We start from the raw sequence: 19,667 nt of genomic DNA, 5'->3' as shown, positions 1-19,667 counted from the left end.
AATTTGTCATGATACTGTAACTTTTTAGGTAAAAGATAGAAAAGGGTAATGTGTTATATGTTATATAATAATTATACAGTAAATAAGAAACAAATTGTCATGTTAATTCTATTTTTTGTAATTTGTGTATTATTATTCCTTGTTCGGGCAGTTATCATGGTGTCAAATGCGTGTACATTACAAGTAGAAAGGATTTTTACAGTTGTAAGAGGATATAAATTTCTAGTTGGAGGTCGTTCGACGTGGTCAGAAATTTTGGGAGTACAGTATAAGTGCAACTATGTCTCTATCTTCGCTCAAGGGCAGGGCTCGTCATTCGCTTTACAACAAAGAAAAACAGCCGTTGTGAAACGGCTGTACTTTTCTTACACTGTAAGAAAGTATAAATTTCCAACTGGAAGCCAATTCGACGTAGTCGGAAATTTTAAGAATACAGTATAGGTAGGGCTACGTCTCTGTCTTCGCCCAAGGACAGGTCCCGTCAATCGGCGAGTTTTCTTTACATGCGGGAATGTACTTCGTAAATAGCAAACTTTAAGTAATCTCCTTCATTTGCAGCGAGCAGCTTTGGATGGTCGTAGCCAGCTCCGCTCCAATGCACCTGACGAAGAATTTTCTTGGCATCAAATGCTGCATCCTCCACCATCTTTTGAAACATATCAGCATGGATGTGGTATGAGCAGCTGGCAGTAACGAAGAAGCCGCCATCCTTAACGAGCTTTAAGCCATTTAAGTTAATGTCCTTATATCCGCCCATTGCTTTTCTTACCGCATGAGCAGATTTCGCAAAGGCAGGCGGGTCAACGATGACAACATCCCATTGCTTTTCTTCTCTAACAGCGTCCCGTAAATAATCAAATGCATTAGCTACTACAAACTCTACATTATCAAAACCATTTAGGTCAGCATTTCGCTTTGCTGTATCAATGGCATGCTCAGAAATATCAACAGCGGTTACATGCTTTGCTCCGTATAGACATGCATTCAGCATAAATGAACCAGTGTGGGTAAAGCAGTCCAGGACAGTTTCATGTTGAGAAACGAGCGGTGCGATTGCAGCACGATTTTGACGCTGATCAAAGAAAAAGCCTGTTTTTTGTCCATTTTCAATATCAACAATATAGGATACACCGTTTTCTTCTATTTGAATTTCAGTAGGAGATTCTCCATACCAAAATCCCTTTTCCTGTTGTAGGCCCTCTAGTTCGCGTACATATACGTCGTTTCGTAAATAAACAGCTTTTGGCTCAAAAACAGTAAGAAGTCCTTTTAAAATCCATTCCTTTCTTCGCTCCATGCCGAGTGATAAAATTTGGACGACGAGAACATCCTCATACTTGTCAACAATAAGGCCAGGGAGGAGGTCCGATTCGCCGTACACAGCGCGGCAGGAACGAACATTTGGTAGCATTCTTTGTCGGTATTCCCAAGATTTTCGAATGCGTTCGATAAAGAATGCTTCGTTTAATTCTTCATCTGGATTTTGCGTAAGAATACGTACAATCATTTGTGAATTTGGATTTATGTATCCCTTTCCTAAAAAGAAGTTTTGATGATTGTATACATCAACAAAGTCCCCTAGTTCAAAATCGCCTTCAATACGATTTACTTCACTTTGAAATACCCAAGGGTGTCCTTGTTCTAGACGTTTTTTTCGATTACGCTGTAAAATAACTTTTGCCACGTGATTCACTCCATCATTGTATTTTGCTTATTCATCATACCCGACTTCTCCACGGGGCAAGCCCGCGTGGGTTCGAAATACTGTTTCTCTCTATCGTACACAAAGTTACCTCCGAAAAGATAAGATTGCTTTGGAGCATAGAGGTCAAAGACCACTATGGTTCATTCCTTACGTCCTGAACTGAGAACTCACAGTAGGGTTGAAACCCGACGTACAAGCAGTCCTCTGACCACATTCGCGTACGTCTTCTCTCCTTACAGAGAAGGAAGCAAAGTCATACTCCCTTTGTTTTATCAACATAATGCAAATTTTATGTTCAAGCAGATGTTACAACTATTTTTCCTTTATTACAAGTAATCCCACTATTTAGAACAACCTTACATTTATTTTTGATTTCCTCAATACATTGGTTGTGTAAAATTAGAAATTCATGAAAGAAACTATCGCAAATTTGTTTATTTGGCTTTTGTAAATCATGTTCTGTACAAAACAGAAGAAAAGCTGAGTATAAATCCCGTTGTAGTTGTATTCCGTTTGGAAGAGTATGCCAACGTTTCGATAATTGTTTTTTACTTGTATCATCAAGAATATGGTCATATTGAGAAGCCTTAAATGTCCATGTATTTGCTTCTTTTACTGTTCCGTCAGTTACTATAAAGCGATATTTCGCTTGTTGAATGAAGTATCCTGGACTTCGTTTTCCAATGCTTTTTCCAAAACGTTTGCGACGATTAAATGTACCCGTTTTTTCATTTACAGTTACCTCTTTTGCTTTCTTTTGAAGAGCTTTGATACTCATTTGTTCGATAATGAATTCATCACCCATGGAACGCAAACGATTTACTTCCTCATTATGTGCATATTTACGGCTTTCTGCTGCTTTTCGATGTAGGTCTCGAAGCTCTTTTTGTGATTTTAGGTATCGTTTGGAAAAATCCCATACCTTTTTACCTTTTGTAATACGTCCTTTTTCATCAAAATATTGTGGATTCATTGCACGACGAGAACGTTCTAAATATCGTTGTAACAAGTAGAGTTTTCTTTCATAGACAAACGTATGATCAGAGCGCTCTGCTAGGTTTTTTAGAAAGACCTTATCTTTTGACACAACTGCTAATGATTGTGTGCCAATGTCTCCAGCTACACGACCCACACCGTAAGTATGTCGGAATGAGCCGTCTTTCTTTCGTTTTGCAACAGGTATGCCTTCTAGCACGATTTGTACAAAATATCGTACTTTTTCACGAATATTCTTACGAACGATACGATTGTTCCGAATGCGAGATGTTGAAAGGAGTGGCAATCCTAATGGATGGCGTTCTACATTTTGCTTATCTATTTCTTCACCATGTTTCATATAATAAGCAATAGAGGACAATGTTTCTTGAATGAATACGTCATCTTTTTTAATCATCAAAGGAAATTGCATATCATGAAAATGAATGTAAAAGTTATTTTTCTTTTCATTATGTTTTAATATGATACAACGTTCTGCTTGCTTTCCTTGAAACGTAATCAAATCATTTCGTTTATAAAAATACGGGTTTTCAGCACCTTTGAAGAGAATGGTTTCCATAGAATTCCATGACATTTCACAAGCAGACCAGACAGTTACAGCATCAGGCAAACCAAACGTAGTTTTGCGAATTTGTTCGCCATATTTACGGGCGAAATCAAATGTTACATGATGTGTATTTCGAAGATTTTCCAGTGTATCAGTTAATTCTTTTTTCTTTTGCTCTAGCTTCTTTAGTTCCCTAGCGTCTTTTTCTTTATCGATTTGTTCTGAAAGGAAGTGATACAATTTCATTGTTCGCTTGTATGCCTTTGTACGGACCATTTGTTTATAGTTTTTTAACAATTCACCTAAAACGGTATTTCGAATGATACGCAGTTGTTCACCGATTCGCTCCATCTTCCAATGTTGAAATTCCCAAACATGTAATTCTACTTCTAATACATGAGAAGGAGAAAATTTTCGTATGACATCTAATTGCTTTTGAAACTCTGATTTCGGTTTCCTTTGACGTTTTTTTACTTTATTTGTCATTTTATGTTTCTCCTTTCTATGTAGTAGAATCTGATTAATAGCTGATATGATCATTACGTATACGAACACATGCAACAGTTAACTCAGTTCATAGAATTATTATAATAATGGAAGTGTCTCATTATCAAATCATATCGATATAAAAAAGGAAAAAATTTACATTTGTACATAGGAAAACATTGGTCAACTGAAATGGCAATAGCCATTCCTTGACCGAAGCCAATTCATCCTGAGGACAAGCCCGTCAGGTTTTCTTAGCTAAATTTCTATAACTAAGCGGCAAAGTGCCAACGAAATGTTCTCATATTTCATCTTGTCCTATTTTAAACATCTTTAAAATAAGGATATTTTACCGACTATACGTCTAAGGGAAATTTCTTTTGGATCTCGAATTGGCGAATTTTATAATGAGTTGTTTTTGATCTTATGAGGAAAAATAAAAGCAATCCATTTTTGTGCAGCATAGAAGGATAAACCTCGGCTTCCTTAGGAGGTGCTACTGTTGGGAGCATGGAACTTAGTCATGATTGCATTTTTAATTGCGTTAACAGGTTTTTTCGTCGCAACAGAATTTGCAATCATTCGAGTGCGTCCGAGTCGAATTGACCAGCTTATAGCGGAAAATACGAAAGGCGCACTAGCCGTAAAAAAAGTAATCACCAATTTAGATGAATATTTATCAGCATGCCAACTCGGTATTACTGTCACATCACTTGGGCTTGGATGGTTGGGAGAACCGACTGTTCACCACCTGTTGGAGCCCATTTTTCGGGATATCCATCTTTCTCCAGCCATGGCAAGTACGCTTGCGTTTATTATTGCATTCTCTTCCATTACATTCTTGCATGTTGTAGTAGGGGAGCTGGCCCCAAAAACATTGGCTATTCAAGAGGCAGAGCGTATTAGCCTGAACTTTTCTAAACCAATTATTTATTTCTATAGGGTCATGTTTCCTTTTATCTGGCTCCTGAACAGTTCAGCACGTCTTGTGACAGGGCTGTTTGGACTCAAGCCAGCATCAGAGCATGAGGTAGCTCACTCAGAGGAAGAGCTGCGCTTTATCTTATCAGAGAGCTACGAAAGCGGGGAAATCAATCAAGCTGAGTTTAAATATGTAAGTAATATTTTTGAATTTGATAATCGTCTTGCAAAGGAAATTATGGTGCCGCGAACGGAAATTGTCGGGTTATATGAAGAAGATACGATGGAAGCTCATATAGAAATAGTTCGTTCCGAAAAGTATACTCGTTATCCCGTGTTTGGAGAGGATAAAGATGAGATTCTTGGTATGGTTAATGTCAAAGACTTCTTTATTAACTATGTGAAGGGTGAACAAGGGCGTGTGGAATCTATTACGTCCTATATGCGCCCGGTTATTGAAGTAATGGAGACTGTTCCCATTCATGATTTGCTATTGCACATGCAAAAAGAGCGTATTCCCCTCGCTGTGTTATACGATGAATATGGCGGTACTGCAGGACTTGTGACCCTTGAGGATATTTTGGAGGAAATTGTCGGAGAAATTCGTGATGAATATGATGAGGATGAACGGGCACCGGTTCAGCATATATCCGAGGATTATAAAATTGTGGATGGAAAGGTATTAGTAAGCGAAATTAATGATTTACTTGGTCTTCATTTAGAGGAAAATGATGTTGATACAATTGGCGGCTGGATATTAATGCAGGAGCAGGTAATTACAGAAGGACAGTCCTTTACAGTTGATGATTGGCAGCTGACCGTTATGTCTAAAGATTCTCATCAAATTAAGTTAGTTGAAATTAAAAAACTAACACCAACGGAGGAGGAAGCCGTTGTATCCGTACCGGAATAATTGCTTTCCTCAGAAGGAAATAAAGTGATGCAGCAAAGGCAATGGAGAAGTCCATTGTCTTTTTTTATTACGTTTCCGAATGAAGTACAATAATCTTGTGGCTGTTGTTACATTTCTCTATTTATTAAAAAACTAATATGGTTGATTTAATAATTTACTTATTAGGTCTTAAAAAATATATCCTATTATAAATCCCGGACTTTCCAAAAGTTGTAGTACCTTTGAAAAAATCCGGGATTATAATCTAGGATATTAACTTAAAACAGTTTGATTGATTCTCTCAGAAATAGCCTCTGCGAACTCAGAAGTAGAGGCAATACCCCCTAAGTCTTTTGTCTTCACACCGTCTTTAAGTGATTGGTAAAGACCTTGTTCCACCAACTTACCAATTTCTTCAAGATTGCTATCATTATGTTTCTCAGCAAGCCATTTCATTAACATGACTGTTGACAGCATAATACCCGTTGGATTTCCTATATTTAGTCCTGCAATATCTGGTGCAGAACCATGGGCTGCCTGAGCCATAGCCAGTTTTTCGTTTGAGTTGATAGAAGGTGCCAATCCTAGGCTCCCTACAAGTTCACCAGCTAAATCAGAAAGGATATCTCCGTACATATTTTCCGTTACGATGACATCGAAGTCTTTTGCCCGGCGGACTAAGTGAGCAGCCATTGCGTCGATATGATAATCATCTACCGCCACTTCAGGATATTGTTCAGCTACTTCACGACACACCTTTAAAAACAATCCCGTACTTAAACGGAGAACATTCGCTTTATGGACAATCGTTACTTTTTTGCGGCGCTTCATAGCCATTTTAAAAGCTGCGTGGGCAATCCGTTCTGCGGCTTTTCTTGTAAATACACCTGATGTAACAACCACATCCTCCGTAATTTGCCATTCTCCATGACCGACAAACATGTTTCGGTCTGCGTAAAATCCTTCTGTGTTTTCGCGGAAGATGACTAAGTCTGCTTCTCCCACTACGCTTTTAATGCCTGGCATAGTTTTAGCTGGGCGAATATTTGCAAATAAATCAAGTGTATGGCGAAGCGTCCCGCTTGGATTGAGTTTTACTTTATGCTCTGGTGGATAGGCAGCAGAATCATGAGGACCAAGTATCCATCCATGAGTGTTTTTCAATGCTTTTGTGGTTACCTCTGGAAGGGGATCATTATGTTGTTTGATTCCTTCCCATCCCATAGGTAGGTCAATCCATTCGATTTCAACTCCAACTTTATATGCAGCAGCTTTAAATACATCAACTGTAGCGCTTACAATTTCTGGGCCAATTCCATCACCAGCTAGCACACCAAGACGATAAACAGTCATTTTTTAACATTCCTCTCTGCAATAGTATAGTAATAGTCTAAGATTTCTTAGAAAAGCTTGAGCTTTATACTATTAATGTAATATAAAGTTAGGAATTAATAAAATATGGTTTTTTTATATTTAACGATTAAAATTTTCTATACTTAATGCTAAGCATGTCTTTTTATTTATTTCCTATAAGATAAAGTTGAAAATAAAAGAGGAGTATAGAGCTTTTTTACTATGTAGGAAAGTATAAATTTCCAACTAGAAGCCAATTCGACGTAGTGAGACATTTTAGGAATACAGTATAAGTGCAACTACGCCGCTGTCTTCGCCCGAAGACAGGTCTTGCCAATCGGTGAGTTTTCTTTAGTTGTAAATTATTATATAAGTTAGGAACTTCAATTCGAAATTTTTAAACTGCAAATGATTTTCCTGAAAGTATGCACACAAGATATTAGTTTTCAGAGTAATTGCGGTGGTATTCCTGAATAAAATGGACGAACTCTCTTACCATTGCTAACTCTAGAAGCTCTTCACGATATAAGACATTTGTTTTCCAGACAATTGGAGAGCCGAGTGTGTCACTCAGAAAAATTTTGTGTAACTTATCGTTTTTCTCTAATACAATGCTGGGTGCAATACAATAACCTAACCCGTTCAGAACCATTCTTTTTGCCATTTCTACATTATCAACATTCATACTACTAATTGGGGGGGAAGTAAAATTCTCTTTCCACCAGTTGTCGACGACCATTTCTAAGGTTGGATCAGTCTTATAACTAATTCTTCGCATAGAGGGAAGGTCTGTTAAATTAATTTCCTGGGATGAAAGAACAGTAATGTTTTCTTCTGTAATCGTTATTTGTTTGCTGGGCCAGCTGTGATTGCCTCTCACTACAGCAATATGAGCATCCTGTTTATAAATAGATTGAACTACATCTATGTTTACACCAGTGTTAACATGAAATTCAACTTTAGGGAATTTTTCATTAAAAGCTTTTAGAATTTGCGGTAATCGATAAAAAGCAAATGTTCTGGAAACGCTTAATCGTAACGTTCCACGTACTTCATTTCCTGAGTTCCATAACAATTCTTCCATCTCTTGTTGTTGTTTGAGCATATCTTTCGCATATTTAACTAATAATTCTCCTTGTTCTGTAAATTCAACGCCCCTTCTTCCCCTATAAAGCAGTTTAATATCATATTCCTTTTCAATTTGTTGTAAGCGGTACGTTAAAGTAGGTTGAGAAATATATAGGCGCTCAGCTGCTTTTGAAATGTTTTTTTCTGCATAAACCATCTGTAAAATGGTCCAGTCTTTTTTATCCATAGTGAGAGATCCCTCCTGGTATTAAAAATATCTATTGAAATTTATAAAAATTCAATATTTTATTAATCCCTAAACTTATAATACATTTAATTTATACCAATGATAACTTTTATCTTCAAATGGATTTCAAAAAAGTCCACAGACTTCACTATTATTGAAGGATATTTGAAAGCGAATTCAAAACTCGGTTAGGAGGCAGTAAATTGTCAGAAGCAGATTATAGAATTGGGCTTATCCATGCGACGATGAACTCAGTTCAACCAATTTTAGAAGCTTTTCAAGTTCATGCGCCACAAGTTACACTGGTGAATTTCATGGATGAAAGTCTTATTTTTGAATTAAATGAGACAGGAATTGTTACCAAAAGCATGGCCCGACGTTTATTGAATTTGGTGGAAAAGGCAGTGATGAGTGGTGTAGATGGAGTCTTACTAACCTGTTCATCGTTCACTCCAGTCGTTGCAGAAATTCGCCACTTATTTGATGTACCAATGTTAAGTGCGGATTTAAGTATGTTAGAAAAGGCAGTGGAGATGGGGAGCCGGATTGGGGTCATTGCTACAGTAGAAGCGGCAGGGCCAACAACAGCAACAATTCTAGAAAAAATTTCATTAGAAAAGCAAAAGGATGCTGTGGTTAAAACTGTGGTTATTCCAGAAGCATTCAAGGCACTACAAAACGGAAATCGTACACAACACGATGAATTAATCCATCGGGAGGTGCAAGAGCTGTCTAATGATTGTGATGTCATTCTTTTTGCACAATTTAGCATGGCAAGAGCATTGGAAACCCTTGATAGTACGATTACAACAATACCTATATTAACAAGTCCTGAAATTAGCGTAACATCGATTGTCGCTGAAATATCAAAAAAGGAGATAATTGTATGATACATGTTGAACGAATGGAAGTTACTTCACTTGTGGATGGCAAAGTAGTTACTCAAACAGAAGAAAGAATCATGAAAGTAATTAGTCCATTTAATGGAAGACGCGCTCTTTGATAATCTTTTTACATAAGGTAAATATAACATACTCAATATTTTGAAAAATAAACCATCCTCATATACAATGAAACACAAAGTTTCATGTTGAAGAACTGGGGAAAGAAGGCGGGGAAGATGAGTGACATATTTGTAAAAACGAAACTGCAAGAACAAGTGCTGGCTCAGTTAGAAAAGCTGATTGGAAGATTTGCGGAGCGAGAACCATCCCTTGATGCATTGGGTTCTTTTCCTTTTGAAAATATACAGGAGCTAAAGGAAATCGGTTATACTTCGTTGTCATTGCCAAAGGAATACGGAGGAGAGGAGATTTCCTTATATGATTTGCTTCTCTTTCAAGAAAAAATTGCAGAGGGAGATGGCTCTACCGCTTTATCGATTGGCTGGCATATGAGCCTTTTTATGGAATTAACGGAGCATAGGCAATGGGAGGCGGAATTATTTTCTCGGATATGCGGTGAAGTGAGGAATGGGGCACTGCTAAATCGTGCTGCTACAGAGCGCGGAACCGGAAGCCCGACGCGCGGGGGAAAACCGGAAACAACGGCCCGTAAGGAAGAGAATCAATGGGTTATTAACGGCCGTAAAACATTTACGTCATTATCGCCTGTTCTTGATTATTTTATTGTTACAGCGAGCGTAGAGGGCAGCGATGATATCGCCGAGTTTCTGATACCAAGAGGAAGTGACGGCGTTGTGATTGAAGAGACTTGGGATAGTGTTGCGCTGCGAGGCACAGCGAGCCATGATCTTGTTCTGAAGAATGTACATATTCCGCTTTCTTCTTTAGTGGAAACGAAAGGTGCGATCAAGAAGCATACCGGCTCACTTCTTCATATTCCAGCGTGCTATTTAGGCATTGCGCGTGCGGCGCGAAATTACGCGATAAAGTTTGCAAAAACATATCATAATAATAGCACCCAGCAGCCGATTGCCTCCTTGCCGAGCATTCAGCGTCTGATTGGAGAGATGGAGCTTGAGCTCATGCAGGCGCGTCATTTGATGTATAGCACCGCTGCCGCATATGATACAGCGGAGAATAAGGATATGCTGCGGGGAGAGCTGGCAGCCGCCAAGCATACTGCTACAAATACGGCCATCTCTGTTGTGGATAAGGCAATGAGAATTGTTGGAGCACGGAGTTTATCGGAGAAAAACCCGCTTCAACGCTATTATTTACATGTAAGAGCAGGGCTGCATAATCCGCCTGCTGATGATATTACGATTGCCTTATTAGCGAAGCTGGCGGTTGATTCTCAAGGATCGAATTAGACTTCTGAATTTGCACTTTAAGAAAGCATAAATTCCCAGCTAGAAGTGAATTCGACGCAGTGGGGAATGTTAGGAATACAGTATAAGTAGGGCTACGCCTCTGTCTCCGCTCAAAGGCAGGACCCGCCAATCGGCGAGTTTTCTTTATGTACTGAAGGAAGGATGCTAGATAGATGGATGCAGAAATTAGAAAGCAGCTTCGAGAAATCGAACGGCAGCATGATGTAAAGGTTTTATATGCAGTCGAGTCGGGGAGCCGAGCTTGGGGCTTTCCATCAAAGGAAAGCGACTATGATGTTCGCTTTGTTTATGTACATAGGAGGGACTGGTATCTTTCCATTGATCAAAAGCGTGATGTGATTGAGAAGCCCATCAGCAATATGCTGGATATAAGCGGCTGGGATTTGCGTAAGGCGCTGCAGCTGCTGGCAAAATCGAATCCGGCACTTCTAGAATGGCTTCGTTCTCCTATCGTATATGAAGAAGCCTATACAACTGCGCAGCGCCTTCGAAATATAGGATTATCACATCTGTCCAAAAAAGCTGTCATGTATCACTATTTACATATGGCGAAGGGGAATTATCAGGATTATTTACGCGGTGAAACGGTTAAAGTGAAAAAATACTTTTATGTTCTCCGGCCAATTTTTGTTTGTATGTGGTTAGAAAACGAACAATCCATTCCTCCTGTAGAGTTTGGCCAGCTGCTGCAGGCACAGCAGCGGCAGCTAGCTTCTTCTGTGTTACAGGAATTGCAGGAGCTGATTGCACGCAAGAAAGCAGGGGAGGAGTTAGGGGAGGAAGCGGCTCTCCCTGCTCTGCATATATTCATTCAAGATAAGCTATCGTATTACGAGCAATATGCGAAGCAGCTTGAGCAAAAGGGACAGACAAATATCGACCTGCTTAACAGGCTCTTTCGTGAAACCTTAGCAGAGGTATGGGAGAGAGGATAGAAGAAAGAGCCAGCCTTTTAGTGGACTCTCTTCATCGGGTATTCCTTTGACAAGTCTGCCGTAGTGTAATAACATCATACCTATAAAGGTATATAAAGAGGAGGCTGCGGCATGGAATATACGCAAGAAATGAAGAATCGTCTCAGACGGATTGAGGGACAAATTCGGGGGATTCTTCGAATGCTGGAAGAAAAACAGGATTGCAAGGATGTTGTAACACAATTGAGCGCTTCTCGTGCCGCAATCGACCGAGCTATTGGCGTGATTGTTGGAACGAATCTAGAGCATTGCTTACGTGAGCAAATGGAAAATGGAGATTACAGCGATCGCGACCTTGTGAAGGAGGCTGTTCAGCTTCTTGTCAAAAGCAGATAATCTGTCAAAGAAGTTGGCAGATTTCTCGTGGGAATTTAAATACCTACAGTGGTATATAAAAAGAGACAACCAATAGGTTTGCCCTATCATTTCTCATCTTCTTAGAAAAACACTTGCTTTTACTTATAATTCCGCCGGAAAGCGGGAATATAAAAGAGAGTATGAAGATTGAGGAGGGTATTTCTGTGGATATGAATCGTGTAAAGCAAATTTTATCGTCTCCTGGAAATGTTCGTGTTGAATACCATGGTGTTTCAGTTTGGATTGAAAGCTGTGACGAAGGAAATGGTATCGCAAACGTGCATGATATTACAAACCCAGACGAAACAGTAGAAGTGAAGGTAGCAGAGTTGGAAGAGATATAAGAGAAGCCGGTCAGATTCATTTCTGACCGTTTTTTTGTTCTGTAATAAATTGTAAATTATCGCCCGGAAGCGAATCTGGCATATTTTCTTATAGAAGAAGAGATATAAAAGATAACACCGCTTTCTCATCGTTTTTTGAAATGGTACAATAGAATTGTAGATCACTCTAGTTGTAGAAAGGATGTTACGTTTGAAACAAGGGATTATTTGTTTAGGTGAAGCATTAATTGATTTTATTCCAACAGATGAAACAAATCTGACATATCAAAAGTGTCCAGGCGGTGCACCTGCAAATGTAGCAGTAGGCGTGGCGAGACTTGGCGTAAAGTCGACATTTCTCGGGAAATTAGGCAATGATGTGTTAGGGGAATTTTTGAAAGAAACGCTGCATGATTATGGTGTAGATACATCCTATCTTCCGCTGACAAGTGAGGCAAAAACAGGAGTTGTCTTTGTTACTCTTGCGGCAAATGGAGAAAGAAGCTTTGAATTTTTTGTCGACCGCAGTGCTGATCAGTTGCTAAGTGAAGAGGATATGGATGAGAGTTTGTTTGAAGGGAGCAAGCTTTTGCATTTTGGTTCTATTTCCCTTATTCATGAGCCATCCCGCAGCGCAACAATTCGTGCAGTTGAGCTTGCGAAAAAGCACGGTGTTCTTGTTTCGTATGATCCGAACCTTCGTCTTGGGCTTTGGAATAGTGCAGAGGAAGCGCGTGAAACAATTTTGTCTATGATGAGTCATACGGATATTTTGAAAATTTCTGAAGAGGAATTGGAATTTTTAACGGGCCATACGGATATTGAGCAAGGGCTGAAGGCACTATCTATTTATAATATCCCGTACATTTTTGTAACGCTTGGAGCAGAGGGAAGCTATGTTGCGGCAGGCAAGAATATGAGCAAGGTATCTGCGATGAAGGTGCAGGCAGTCGATACAACTGGAGCAGGTGATGCATATGTATCAGGTATTTTGTACAGCTTCCATGAGTTTAACGGAGCAGCTGCGACTGTAAGTGATTTAGAGCAGTTTGCGAAATTCGCGAGTGTATCTGGTGGCTTGGCAGCATCGAAAAAAGGTGCGATGACAGCACTTCCTACTCTAGAACAGGTATTGGAGCTTGCTGAGAAATGCTAGTATAATACTGTCCATGAATGGAACCGGTTCTTTTTCAGAGGAATGGAACATAAAAACTGGATAGGTGAACAGCAAAGAAAGCAAAAAAGGGGGAGTAATCCCTCTTTTTGTGTTTTTACACTTTAAGAAAATATAAATTTCTAGCCGGGAGATCATTTGACGTAGTGAGAAATTTAATGAGACAACATAAAAAGGTAGTATGCATCCTAAAGAAAGAGTGCTATAATTTAAAACGAAATGATTTCGTTTTAAATTATACGAAAGGGTAGAGATCTATGTAGGTATTTCAAGTAAGTGAAAAAGCACTAAAGAATTGTATGGAAGAATAGAGGCTGTTATAAATACAATCTGTTAAGTTTCTGCTCGGTCTAACGACTATATACGTTACTGAAGGTTGTATCTATTGGATGATTAGGAGGAGACATGAAAGAGTTGGAGCAGTACGATACATAAATCGTAATAATAACTGTTATTACTTAGATAGGAGAGGTTTTTATGAAAAAGAAGATTCCCGTTACGGTTTTAAGTGGTTATTTAGGTTCAGGAAAAACAACTTTATTAAACCATATTTTAAAAAATCGTGAAGATAAAAGAGTAGCTGTTATCGTAAATGATATGAGTGAAATTAATATAGATGCTTCACTAGTCAAACAAGGAGGATTTTCTCGTACAGAAGAAAAACTGGTTGAGATGCAGAATGGATGTATTTGCTGCACATTAAGGGAAGATTTAATTATTGAGGTAGAGAAGCTAGTGAAATCCGGCGACATTGATTATATTGTGATTGAGTCAACAGGAATTAGTGAGCCTGTCCCTGTTGCACAAACATTTACATATGTAGATGAGAATCTTGGGATTGATTTATCAAAGATGTGTACACTTGATACGATGGTAACAGTTGTTGATGCTAATCGTTTCTGGAATGATTTTTCTTCAGGAGACAGCTTACTTGACCGGAAACAAACCGATGATGAAAATGATACAAGGGAAGTTGTCGACCTTTTAATTGATCAGATTGAATTTGCGAATGTTATTTTACTTAACAAAATTGATTTGATTGAAAGAGAGGATGTATTAGAGTTAAAAGCAGTACTGCAAAAATTGAATCCGGATGCACACGTTATTGAGACAAATCATGCTCATGTGTCGTTGGACAAAGTAATAGATACAAGGTTATTTGATTTTGAGAAGGCTAGTGAGAGCGCTGGCTGGATGAAAGAATTAAACGAAGAACACACACCAGAAACAGAGGAATATGGCATTACCTCTTTTGTGTATCGAAGAAGACGCCCGTTTCATCCTGAGCGTTTTATGAGGTGGTTAGAGGACTGGCCTATAGATGTAGTTCGAGCTAAGGGATTCTTTTGGCTGGCATCTCGTAATGATATGACAGGTTTACTTTCACAAGCAGGTACATCAATTATGATTCAAGGTGCCGGTGAATGGATTGCTGCCTATCCCGAGCAGGAGATACAGCGAATATTACAAGAAGAACCTGGACTATTGCAAAAATGGGATAGTGTATACGGGGATAGAATGACAGAGGTTGTTATGATTGGGATTGATATCGATAGAGCGGAAATTGAGGAATCATTAGACAAATGCTTGTTAACAGATCAAGAGATGATAGAGGATTGGTCTACATTTCGAGATCCGCTTCCGCCATTTACGGTAATGGAGTAGGTTATTTGATTATAAAATAAAACCTCATGTATTGACTTTTTTATAGAGCTCCTGCATTATTGGTTTTAAATAAGAATAATTACGGTTTATATTGAGCTTCTATGTATAAAGGGTTAACGAATTATAAACTAAAAAATTTTTAGGAATTCTATACTCATCAAATCGTAATTATTTTGATTTGAGTGAAGTAGATCACGATACATTCATAGGATTTATTTATAAAAAAGCATGTCTTACAGTTGTAAAATTATACTAAATGTTATTAGGAGGAATTTCAGATGCGTGTAAACATTACATTAGCGTGTACAGAGTGTGGAGATCGTAATTATATTACAACAAAAAATAAGCGGAATAACCCTGAACGAATTGAACTGAAGAAATACTGTCCAAGACTAAAAAGGGTGACATTACACCGTGAAACAAAGTAACTAACATAACGATGTTACTGAAAGCTTTATTTATAGAAAAATTAGGGGATTATCTTGTGTTGTAAATCGTAATGATTTCAATTTTAGGGGGTTAGGATATGTCGGTAAAAAAAATAAGCATGCATGTAACAGCTTATATTCTAGTTTTAATCTTATCAGCATGCTCAGTTTCGACAGAGTCAAAGAGTGAAAGTGAAGATAAAAAGAAGGAACTAACCTTTCTTTCTAATTTTCCAAGTGAGACCTTAGATCCACATTTAAACTATACACCGGTTAGAGCCGGTATAGCAGAAACTCTTGTTAAGATTAATGAGAACTCAGAGCTTGAACCGTGGCTTGCAAAAGAATGGAAGAGTGACGATAGCGGACAAACATGGACATTTACAATTAGAGAGAATATCACCTTTCAAAATGGCAGTAAGGTTGATGCAGAAGCTGTAAAGAGGTCTTTGAAGCGGAACATCGAAGTGAGTGAAGCAATGAAAAATGCTTTGAAAATTAAAACGATGTCAGCAGATGGGCAGGTTTTAACAATCACAACCGAACAGCCTTTACCACAGTTTCCATCTGAGCTTGTTCATCCGAACACAGCCATTATTGATGTAAGTGAAGCAAATGTAGAACAAAAACCGATTGGAACAGGTCCATTTCAAGTTGCTTCATTCGAAGCGAACAGTAGGTTGGAACTAGAACGATATGAGGGCTATTGGGACGGGAAGGCCAAGCTTGAGCGTGCAACACTTACATTTAACGAAGATGCCAATGCCCGTACAGCAGCATTACAATCTGGAGATGCAGATATTGTGTATCGTCCAGCTATCGAAAGCATTGAAGGGCTGAAAAATGATACATCTATTGTAACGGATGTAGTTCCAAGCTTGCGAACGCATCTATTGATGTACAATACCGGAAAAGAAGCTTTAAAGGATCTCAATGTGAGAAAAGCAGTTGATGCTCTTATTGATCGTAAAGCAGTGGCAGAGAGCATTATGGCAGGGCAAGCGACAGTTGCGGACGGTCCATTCTTACCGGATTTTCCTTTTGCTCCTTCTTATGAGAAAAAAATATTTAGCTTAGATGCTGCTAGAAAATACTTGGAAGCAGCAGGGTACAAAATGAAAGACGGAAAGGCGATGAAGGATGGAAAGCCTCTTTCATTTAAATTATTAACGTATTCTTATCGTCCTGAACTTCCATTAATGGCTCAGCTTCTGCAATCTAATGCAAAAGAGCTTGGTATTGCCATTGAAATTCAGCAAGTAGAAAACATGGATGAGTATTTGGCCCAAAATCAGGATTGGGATTTAGCTACATACAGCTTGATTACCGCCCCAAGAGGAGATGCGAGTTATTTCCTCAACTCTGCATATATGCCAGGCGGTGCAATCAATCCAGGACAAATTAGACATGAGAAACTAATTGGTCTGATAGATGAGTTAAATCACACAGTGGAGGAAGAAAAGCGGAATGGATTAGCAAAGGAGGCCATTACTATTATTGATCAGGAAGCACTTCATTCGTTTATTGTTCATCCTCACAATTTTGTCGCATATAAGGACTATGTGAAGGGCTGGAAAACAAGTAAAAGCGAGTACTATATTTTGACGAAAGATTTAGATGTGAAGACAACATGAAACAAATAGGAAAACGAATGCTGGAACTCGTCTTGTTTTTATTGTTGCTTTCTTTTATTAGCTTTGTATTTATGAAAGCAGCTCCAGGTGATCCTGTTCGATATATATTAAATATTGATGATGTGGCTATATCTGATGAACAGATAGAAGAGCTGAGAGATGAATTAGGATTTAATAAACCGATATACATTCAGTATTGGAATTGGTTAATACGCTTCTTCCAGTTTGATTTAGGATATTCATATATGACCAGTCAGCCTGTTTTAGATGAACTGGCAGAAAAATTCCCTGCTACGCTTACGCTCAGCATTACGTCACTTATAGTAATGACGCTGATTGCGGTTCCTATTGGGACACTTGCTGCCTTATCCAAAAACAAATGGATTGACCACGTAAGCAGAGTAATTGCCTTAATTGGCGCTTCAGTTCCTAGCTTTTGGCTAGGATTGCTTTTTATTCAGTTTTTCTCGGTAAGACTGGGATGGTTACCATCAATGGGGAAAGGGACATTTCTTCATTTGATTTTGCCGTCTCTTACATTAGGTCTTGCATTATCTGCGGTGTACATTAGACTGTTACGGTCCAGCTTATTGGAAACCTTAGGCCAAGATTTTATCCGTTCGGCAAAAGCCCGAGGGCTGAGTGGAAAAAGGATTTTTTTCTTTCATGCATTCCGCCACAGTCTGATGCCTGTTATTACGATCTTTGGCGTCAGCCTAGGAAGCTTATTAGGCGGGACAGTCATTATTGAAGTGTTGTTCGCTTATCCAGGTGTTGGGAAATTGGTAGTAGAGGCAATTGTCCGAAGAGATTATCCGATTATACAAGGTTACATTCTTTTTATGGGTCTCTTTATTGTCATAATAAACCTATTAGTCGATCTTTCGTATCGGTTTTTAAATCCTGAGATTCGACTGAAGGAGGTGGAGCGTCGATGATACGAAAAAGTGTGTTTACATCCTGTTCAGCCTTATATGTTACTAGTTTTGTGATGTTCGTTTTTATTTTTTTATTAGCAGCGCCTTTTATTGCTCCCCATGATCCGGTATACGTCAACATGGAGGAACGATTGAGGGGAATCAGTGCAGAGCATGTATTAGGGACCGATCATTTAGGAAGAGATGTGTTTTCACGTATTCTAGCAGGTTCTCAAATGACTGTTGGAATAAGTGTTCTTGTTTTAGCGATCTCATTATGTATTGGTGTACCAATCGGCCTTCTTGCTGGTTATCTTGGAGGAAAAATAGATCGATTTTTTATGAGAATGGTAGATGCTTTTATGGCCTTCCCTGATTATATTGTCGCTATTATATTAAGCGGCTTGTTAGGACCAGGAATGTTCAATCTTGTGTTTGCTATCGTTATGGTCAAATGGGTTGGTTATGCGAGATTGGCAAGAAGCATTGTATTGTCAGAGAAGCAAAGAGACTATATTACAATGGCCAAAATTAATGGACTGAGTTCTATTGGAGTTTTACGTAAACATATGATTCCTCATGTAGTAGGAAATGTGATGGTGCTGGCTACATTAGATGTTGGAAAGATCATTTTGATGATTGCTTCTCTTTCTTATATTGGATTAGGAGCTCAACCTCCTGCTCCGGAGTGGGGAGCAATGTTAAATGAAGGAAAAGCATTTTTTTATCATGCACCTCATTTAATGGTGATACCAGGATTAGCGATTATGATTGTTGTGCTTATGTCTAATTTATTAGGAGATTTCTTAAGAGACCGCTTTGATGTGAAAAATCAAAAAGGAGAAATATAATGGCCATCTTAACAATTAAGGAGCTTACAATTCAACATCAGGACAATACGATTGTAAATAATGTTAGTCTTACGATCCATGAAGGAGAATGGTTGGCGTTGGTAGGAGAGAGCGGAAGTGGAAAAAGTGTGACAGCTTCTGCTATTGGAGGTCTTTTGCCAGCTGGATTGGAGGTTCGATTGGGAAGCATCCTTCTGCAAAACTTAGATGTATCCATGCTGACCGAAAAGGAACTGCAAAACATTCGTGGCAAAGATATTTCTTATATCTTTCAGGATTACCAGGGAGCTTTTACACCTTTTATAACGATCGGGAAACAGTTTGATGAGATGCTGAAAACACATACGAGTATGTCTAGAAAAGAGAGAAAAGAATATTCCTTGCTTTCTCTTAAAAATGTGCAGCTTCCGGAAGAGAGAGTCTACAAAAGCTATCCTTTCCAATTAAGTGGCGGGCAGCTGCAAAGAGCCGCTATTGCAATGGCGATGATTTTAAAGCCAAAGTTATTAATTGCGGATGAACCGACTACTGCTCTTGACGGCATGACAGCGATGAGCGTATTGGAGCTGATTGCTGATTTAAAAGAGCAAACAAACTGTGCCGTGTTATTCATTACACATGATTTGCGGCACGTCCGTAAATACGCGGATACAATGGCGATTATGCTGCGAGGTGAGATTGTAGAGGCTGGAGAGAAGGGTGCTATTTTTGAGAAGCCTCAGCATCCATACACGAAACAATTATTTACAGCGATTCCTCCTTTAAGGGAGACACCATCACGCCTGTTAACGATAGCTGAAAAAGAAGCAGTACTCATATAAAAAGGGAGAGGA

Annotated in this window: 17 protein-coding genes; 13 read left to right on the top strand and 4 right to left on the bottom strand. The window is 38.8% G+C overall.

What is annotated here, in order from left to right:
- Positions 1–499: 499 nt before the first annotated feature.
- Positions 500–1,684, bottom strand: a complete 1,185-nt coding sequence (locus EP737_RS18700) for a class I SAM-dependent rRNA methyltransferase (protein ID WP_129729773.1) — start codon at positions 1,682–1,684, stop codon at positions 500–502.
- Between the two features lie 316 nt (positions 1,685–2,000).
- Positions 2,001–3,734 carry a hypothetical protein gene (locus tag EP737_RS18695; protein WP_129729771.1) on the bottom strand — a complete coding sequence of 578 codons (1,734 nt, stop codon included), beginning with the start codon at positions 3,732–3,734 and terminating at the stop codon, positions 2,001–2,003.
- A 523-nt stretch (positions 3,735–4,257) separates the two neighbouring features.
- Here EP737_RS18695 and EP737_RS18690 point away from each other — a divergent pair.
- On the top strand, positions 4,258–5,568 hold the full coding sequence (locus EP737_RS18690; RefSeq protein WP_129729817.1) for a hemolysin family protein: 1,311 nt from the start codon (positions 4,258–4,260) through the stop codon (positions 5,566–5,568).
- A 252-nt stretch (positions 5,569–5,820) separates the two neighbouring features.
- Here EP737_RS18690 and EP737_RS18685 read toward each other — a convergent pair whose 3' ends face one another.
- Positions 5,821–6,900 (bottom strand): isocitrate/isopropylmalate dehydrogenase family protein, encoded by a 1,080-nt coding sequence (locus EP737_RS18685; protein WP_129729769.1) that lies wholly within the window; start codon positions 6,898–6,900, stop codon positions 5,821–5,823.
- A 439-nt stretch (positions 6,901–7,339) separates the two neighbouring features.
- Positions 7,340–8,215: a LysR family transcriptional regulator gene (locus EP737_RS18680; protein ID WP_129729767.1), complete on the bottom strand. Its 876-nt coding sequence runs from the start codon at positions 8,213–8,215 to the stop codon at positions 7,340–7,342.
- A 203-nt stretch (positions 8,216–8,418) separates the two neighbouring features.
- On the opposite strand from EP737_RS18680, the gene EP737_RS18675 reads away from it, so the two are divergent.
- From EP737_RS18675 to EP737_RS18620, 12 genes are all read left to right on the top strand, one after another.
- Entirely contained in the window at positions 8,419–9,105 is a 687-nt protein-coding gene (locus tag EP737_RS18675) for an aspartate/glutamate racemase family protein (RefSeq protein WP_129729765.1), read from the top strand.
- Positions 9,106–9,335: 230 nt separating this feature from the next.
- A complete protein-coding gene (locus EP737_RS18670) occupies positions 9,336–10,490 on the top strand; it encodes an acyl-CoA dehydrogenase family protein (protein ID WP_129729763.1) in 1,155 nt (384 codons plus the stop codon).
- A 173-nt stretch (positions 10,491–10,663) separates the two neighbouring features.
- Positions 10,664–11,446, top strand: a complete 783-nt coding sequence (locus EP737_RS18665) for a nucleotidyltransferase domain-containing protein (RefSeq protein WP_129729761.1) — start codon at positions 10,664–10,666, stop codon at positions 11,444–11,446.
- A gap of 111 nt (positions 11,447–11,557) precedes the next feature.
- Positions 11,558–11,821 (top strand): metal-sensitive transcriptional regulator, encoded by a 264-nt coding sequence (locus EP737_RS18660; protein WP_129729759.1) that lies wholly within the window; start codon positions 11,558–11,560, stop codon positions 11,819–11,821.
- Between the two features lie 191 nt (positions 11,822–12,012).
- The gene (locus tag EP737_RS18655) at positions 12,013–12,186 is read left to right on the top strand and encodes an H-type small acid-soluble spore protein (protein WP_379952513.1); all 174 of its coding nucleotides are present in this window, start codon (positions 12,013–12,015) and stop codon (positions 12,184–12,186) included.
- Between the two features lie 181 nt (positions 12,187–12,367).
- The gene (locus tag EP737_RS18650) at positions 12,368–13,321 is read left to right on the top strand and encodes an aminoimidazole riboside kinase (RefSeq protein ID WP_129729755.1); all 954 of its coding nucleotides are present in this window, start codon (positions 12,368–12,370) and stop codon (positions 13,319–13,321) included.
- Positions 13,322–13,816: 495 nt separating this feature from the next.
- On the top strand, positions 13,817–15,004 hold the full coding sequence (locus EP737_RS18645) for a GTP-binding protein (RefSeq protein ID WP_129729753.1): 1,188 nt from the start codon (positions 13,817–13,819) through the stop codon (positions 15,002–15,004).
- A gap of 278 nt (positions 15,005–15,282) precedes the next feature.
- Positions 15,283–15,432 (top strand): 50S ribosomal protein L33, encoded by a 150-nt coding sequence (rpmG, locus tag EP737_RS18640; RefSeq protein WP_129729751.1) that lies wholly within the window; start codon positions 15,283–15,285, stop codon positions 15,430–15,432.
- Positions 15,433–15,530: 98 nt separating this feature from the next.
- Positions 15,531–17,066: a nickel ABC transporter substrate-binding protein gene (nikA, locus tag EP737_RS18635; RefSeq protein WP_205650977.1), complete on the top strand. Its 1,536-nt coding sequence runs from the start codon at positions 15,531–15,533 to the stop codon at positions 17,064–17,066.
- Positions 17,063–18,004, top strand: coding sequence for a nickel ABC transporter permease (gene nikB, locus EP737_RS18630; protein ID WP_129729749.1), 942 nt, complete (start codon positions 17,063–17,065; stop codon positions 18,002–18,004). The genes nikA and nikB overlap by 4 nt, the downstream gene beginning before the upstream one ends.
- Positions 18,004–18,834 carry a nickel transporter permease gene (gene nikC / locus EP737_RS18625; protein ID WP_246040303.1) on the top strand — a complete coding sequence of 277 codons (831 nt, stop codon included), beginning with the start codon at positions 18,004–18,006 and terminating at the stop codon, positions 18,832–18,834. The genes nikB and nikC overlap by 1 nt, the downstream gene beginning before the upstream one ends.
- Positions 18,834–19,655: an ABC transporter ATP-binding protein gene (locus EP737_RS18620; RefSeq protein ID WP_129729745.1), complete on the top strand. Its 822-nt coding sequence runs from the start codon at positions 18,834–18,836 to the stop codon at positions 19,653–19,655. Before nikC ends, EP737_RS18620 begins: the two co-directional genes overlap by 1 nt.
- Positions 19,656–19,667: the final 12 nt, after the last annotated feature.

The sequence above is a fragment of the Ectobacillus funiculus genome (assembly GCF_004138295.1).
Lineage (GTDB): Bacteria > Bacillota > Bacilli > Bacillales > Bacillaceae_G > Ectobacillus > Ectobacillus funiculus.
The sequence above is the reverse complement of the archived record's forward strand: the minus strand, read 5'-3'. Positions and strand labels throughout refer to the sequence as shown.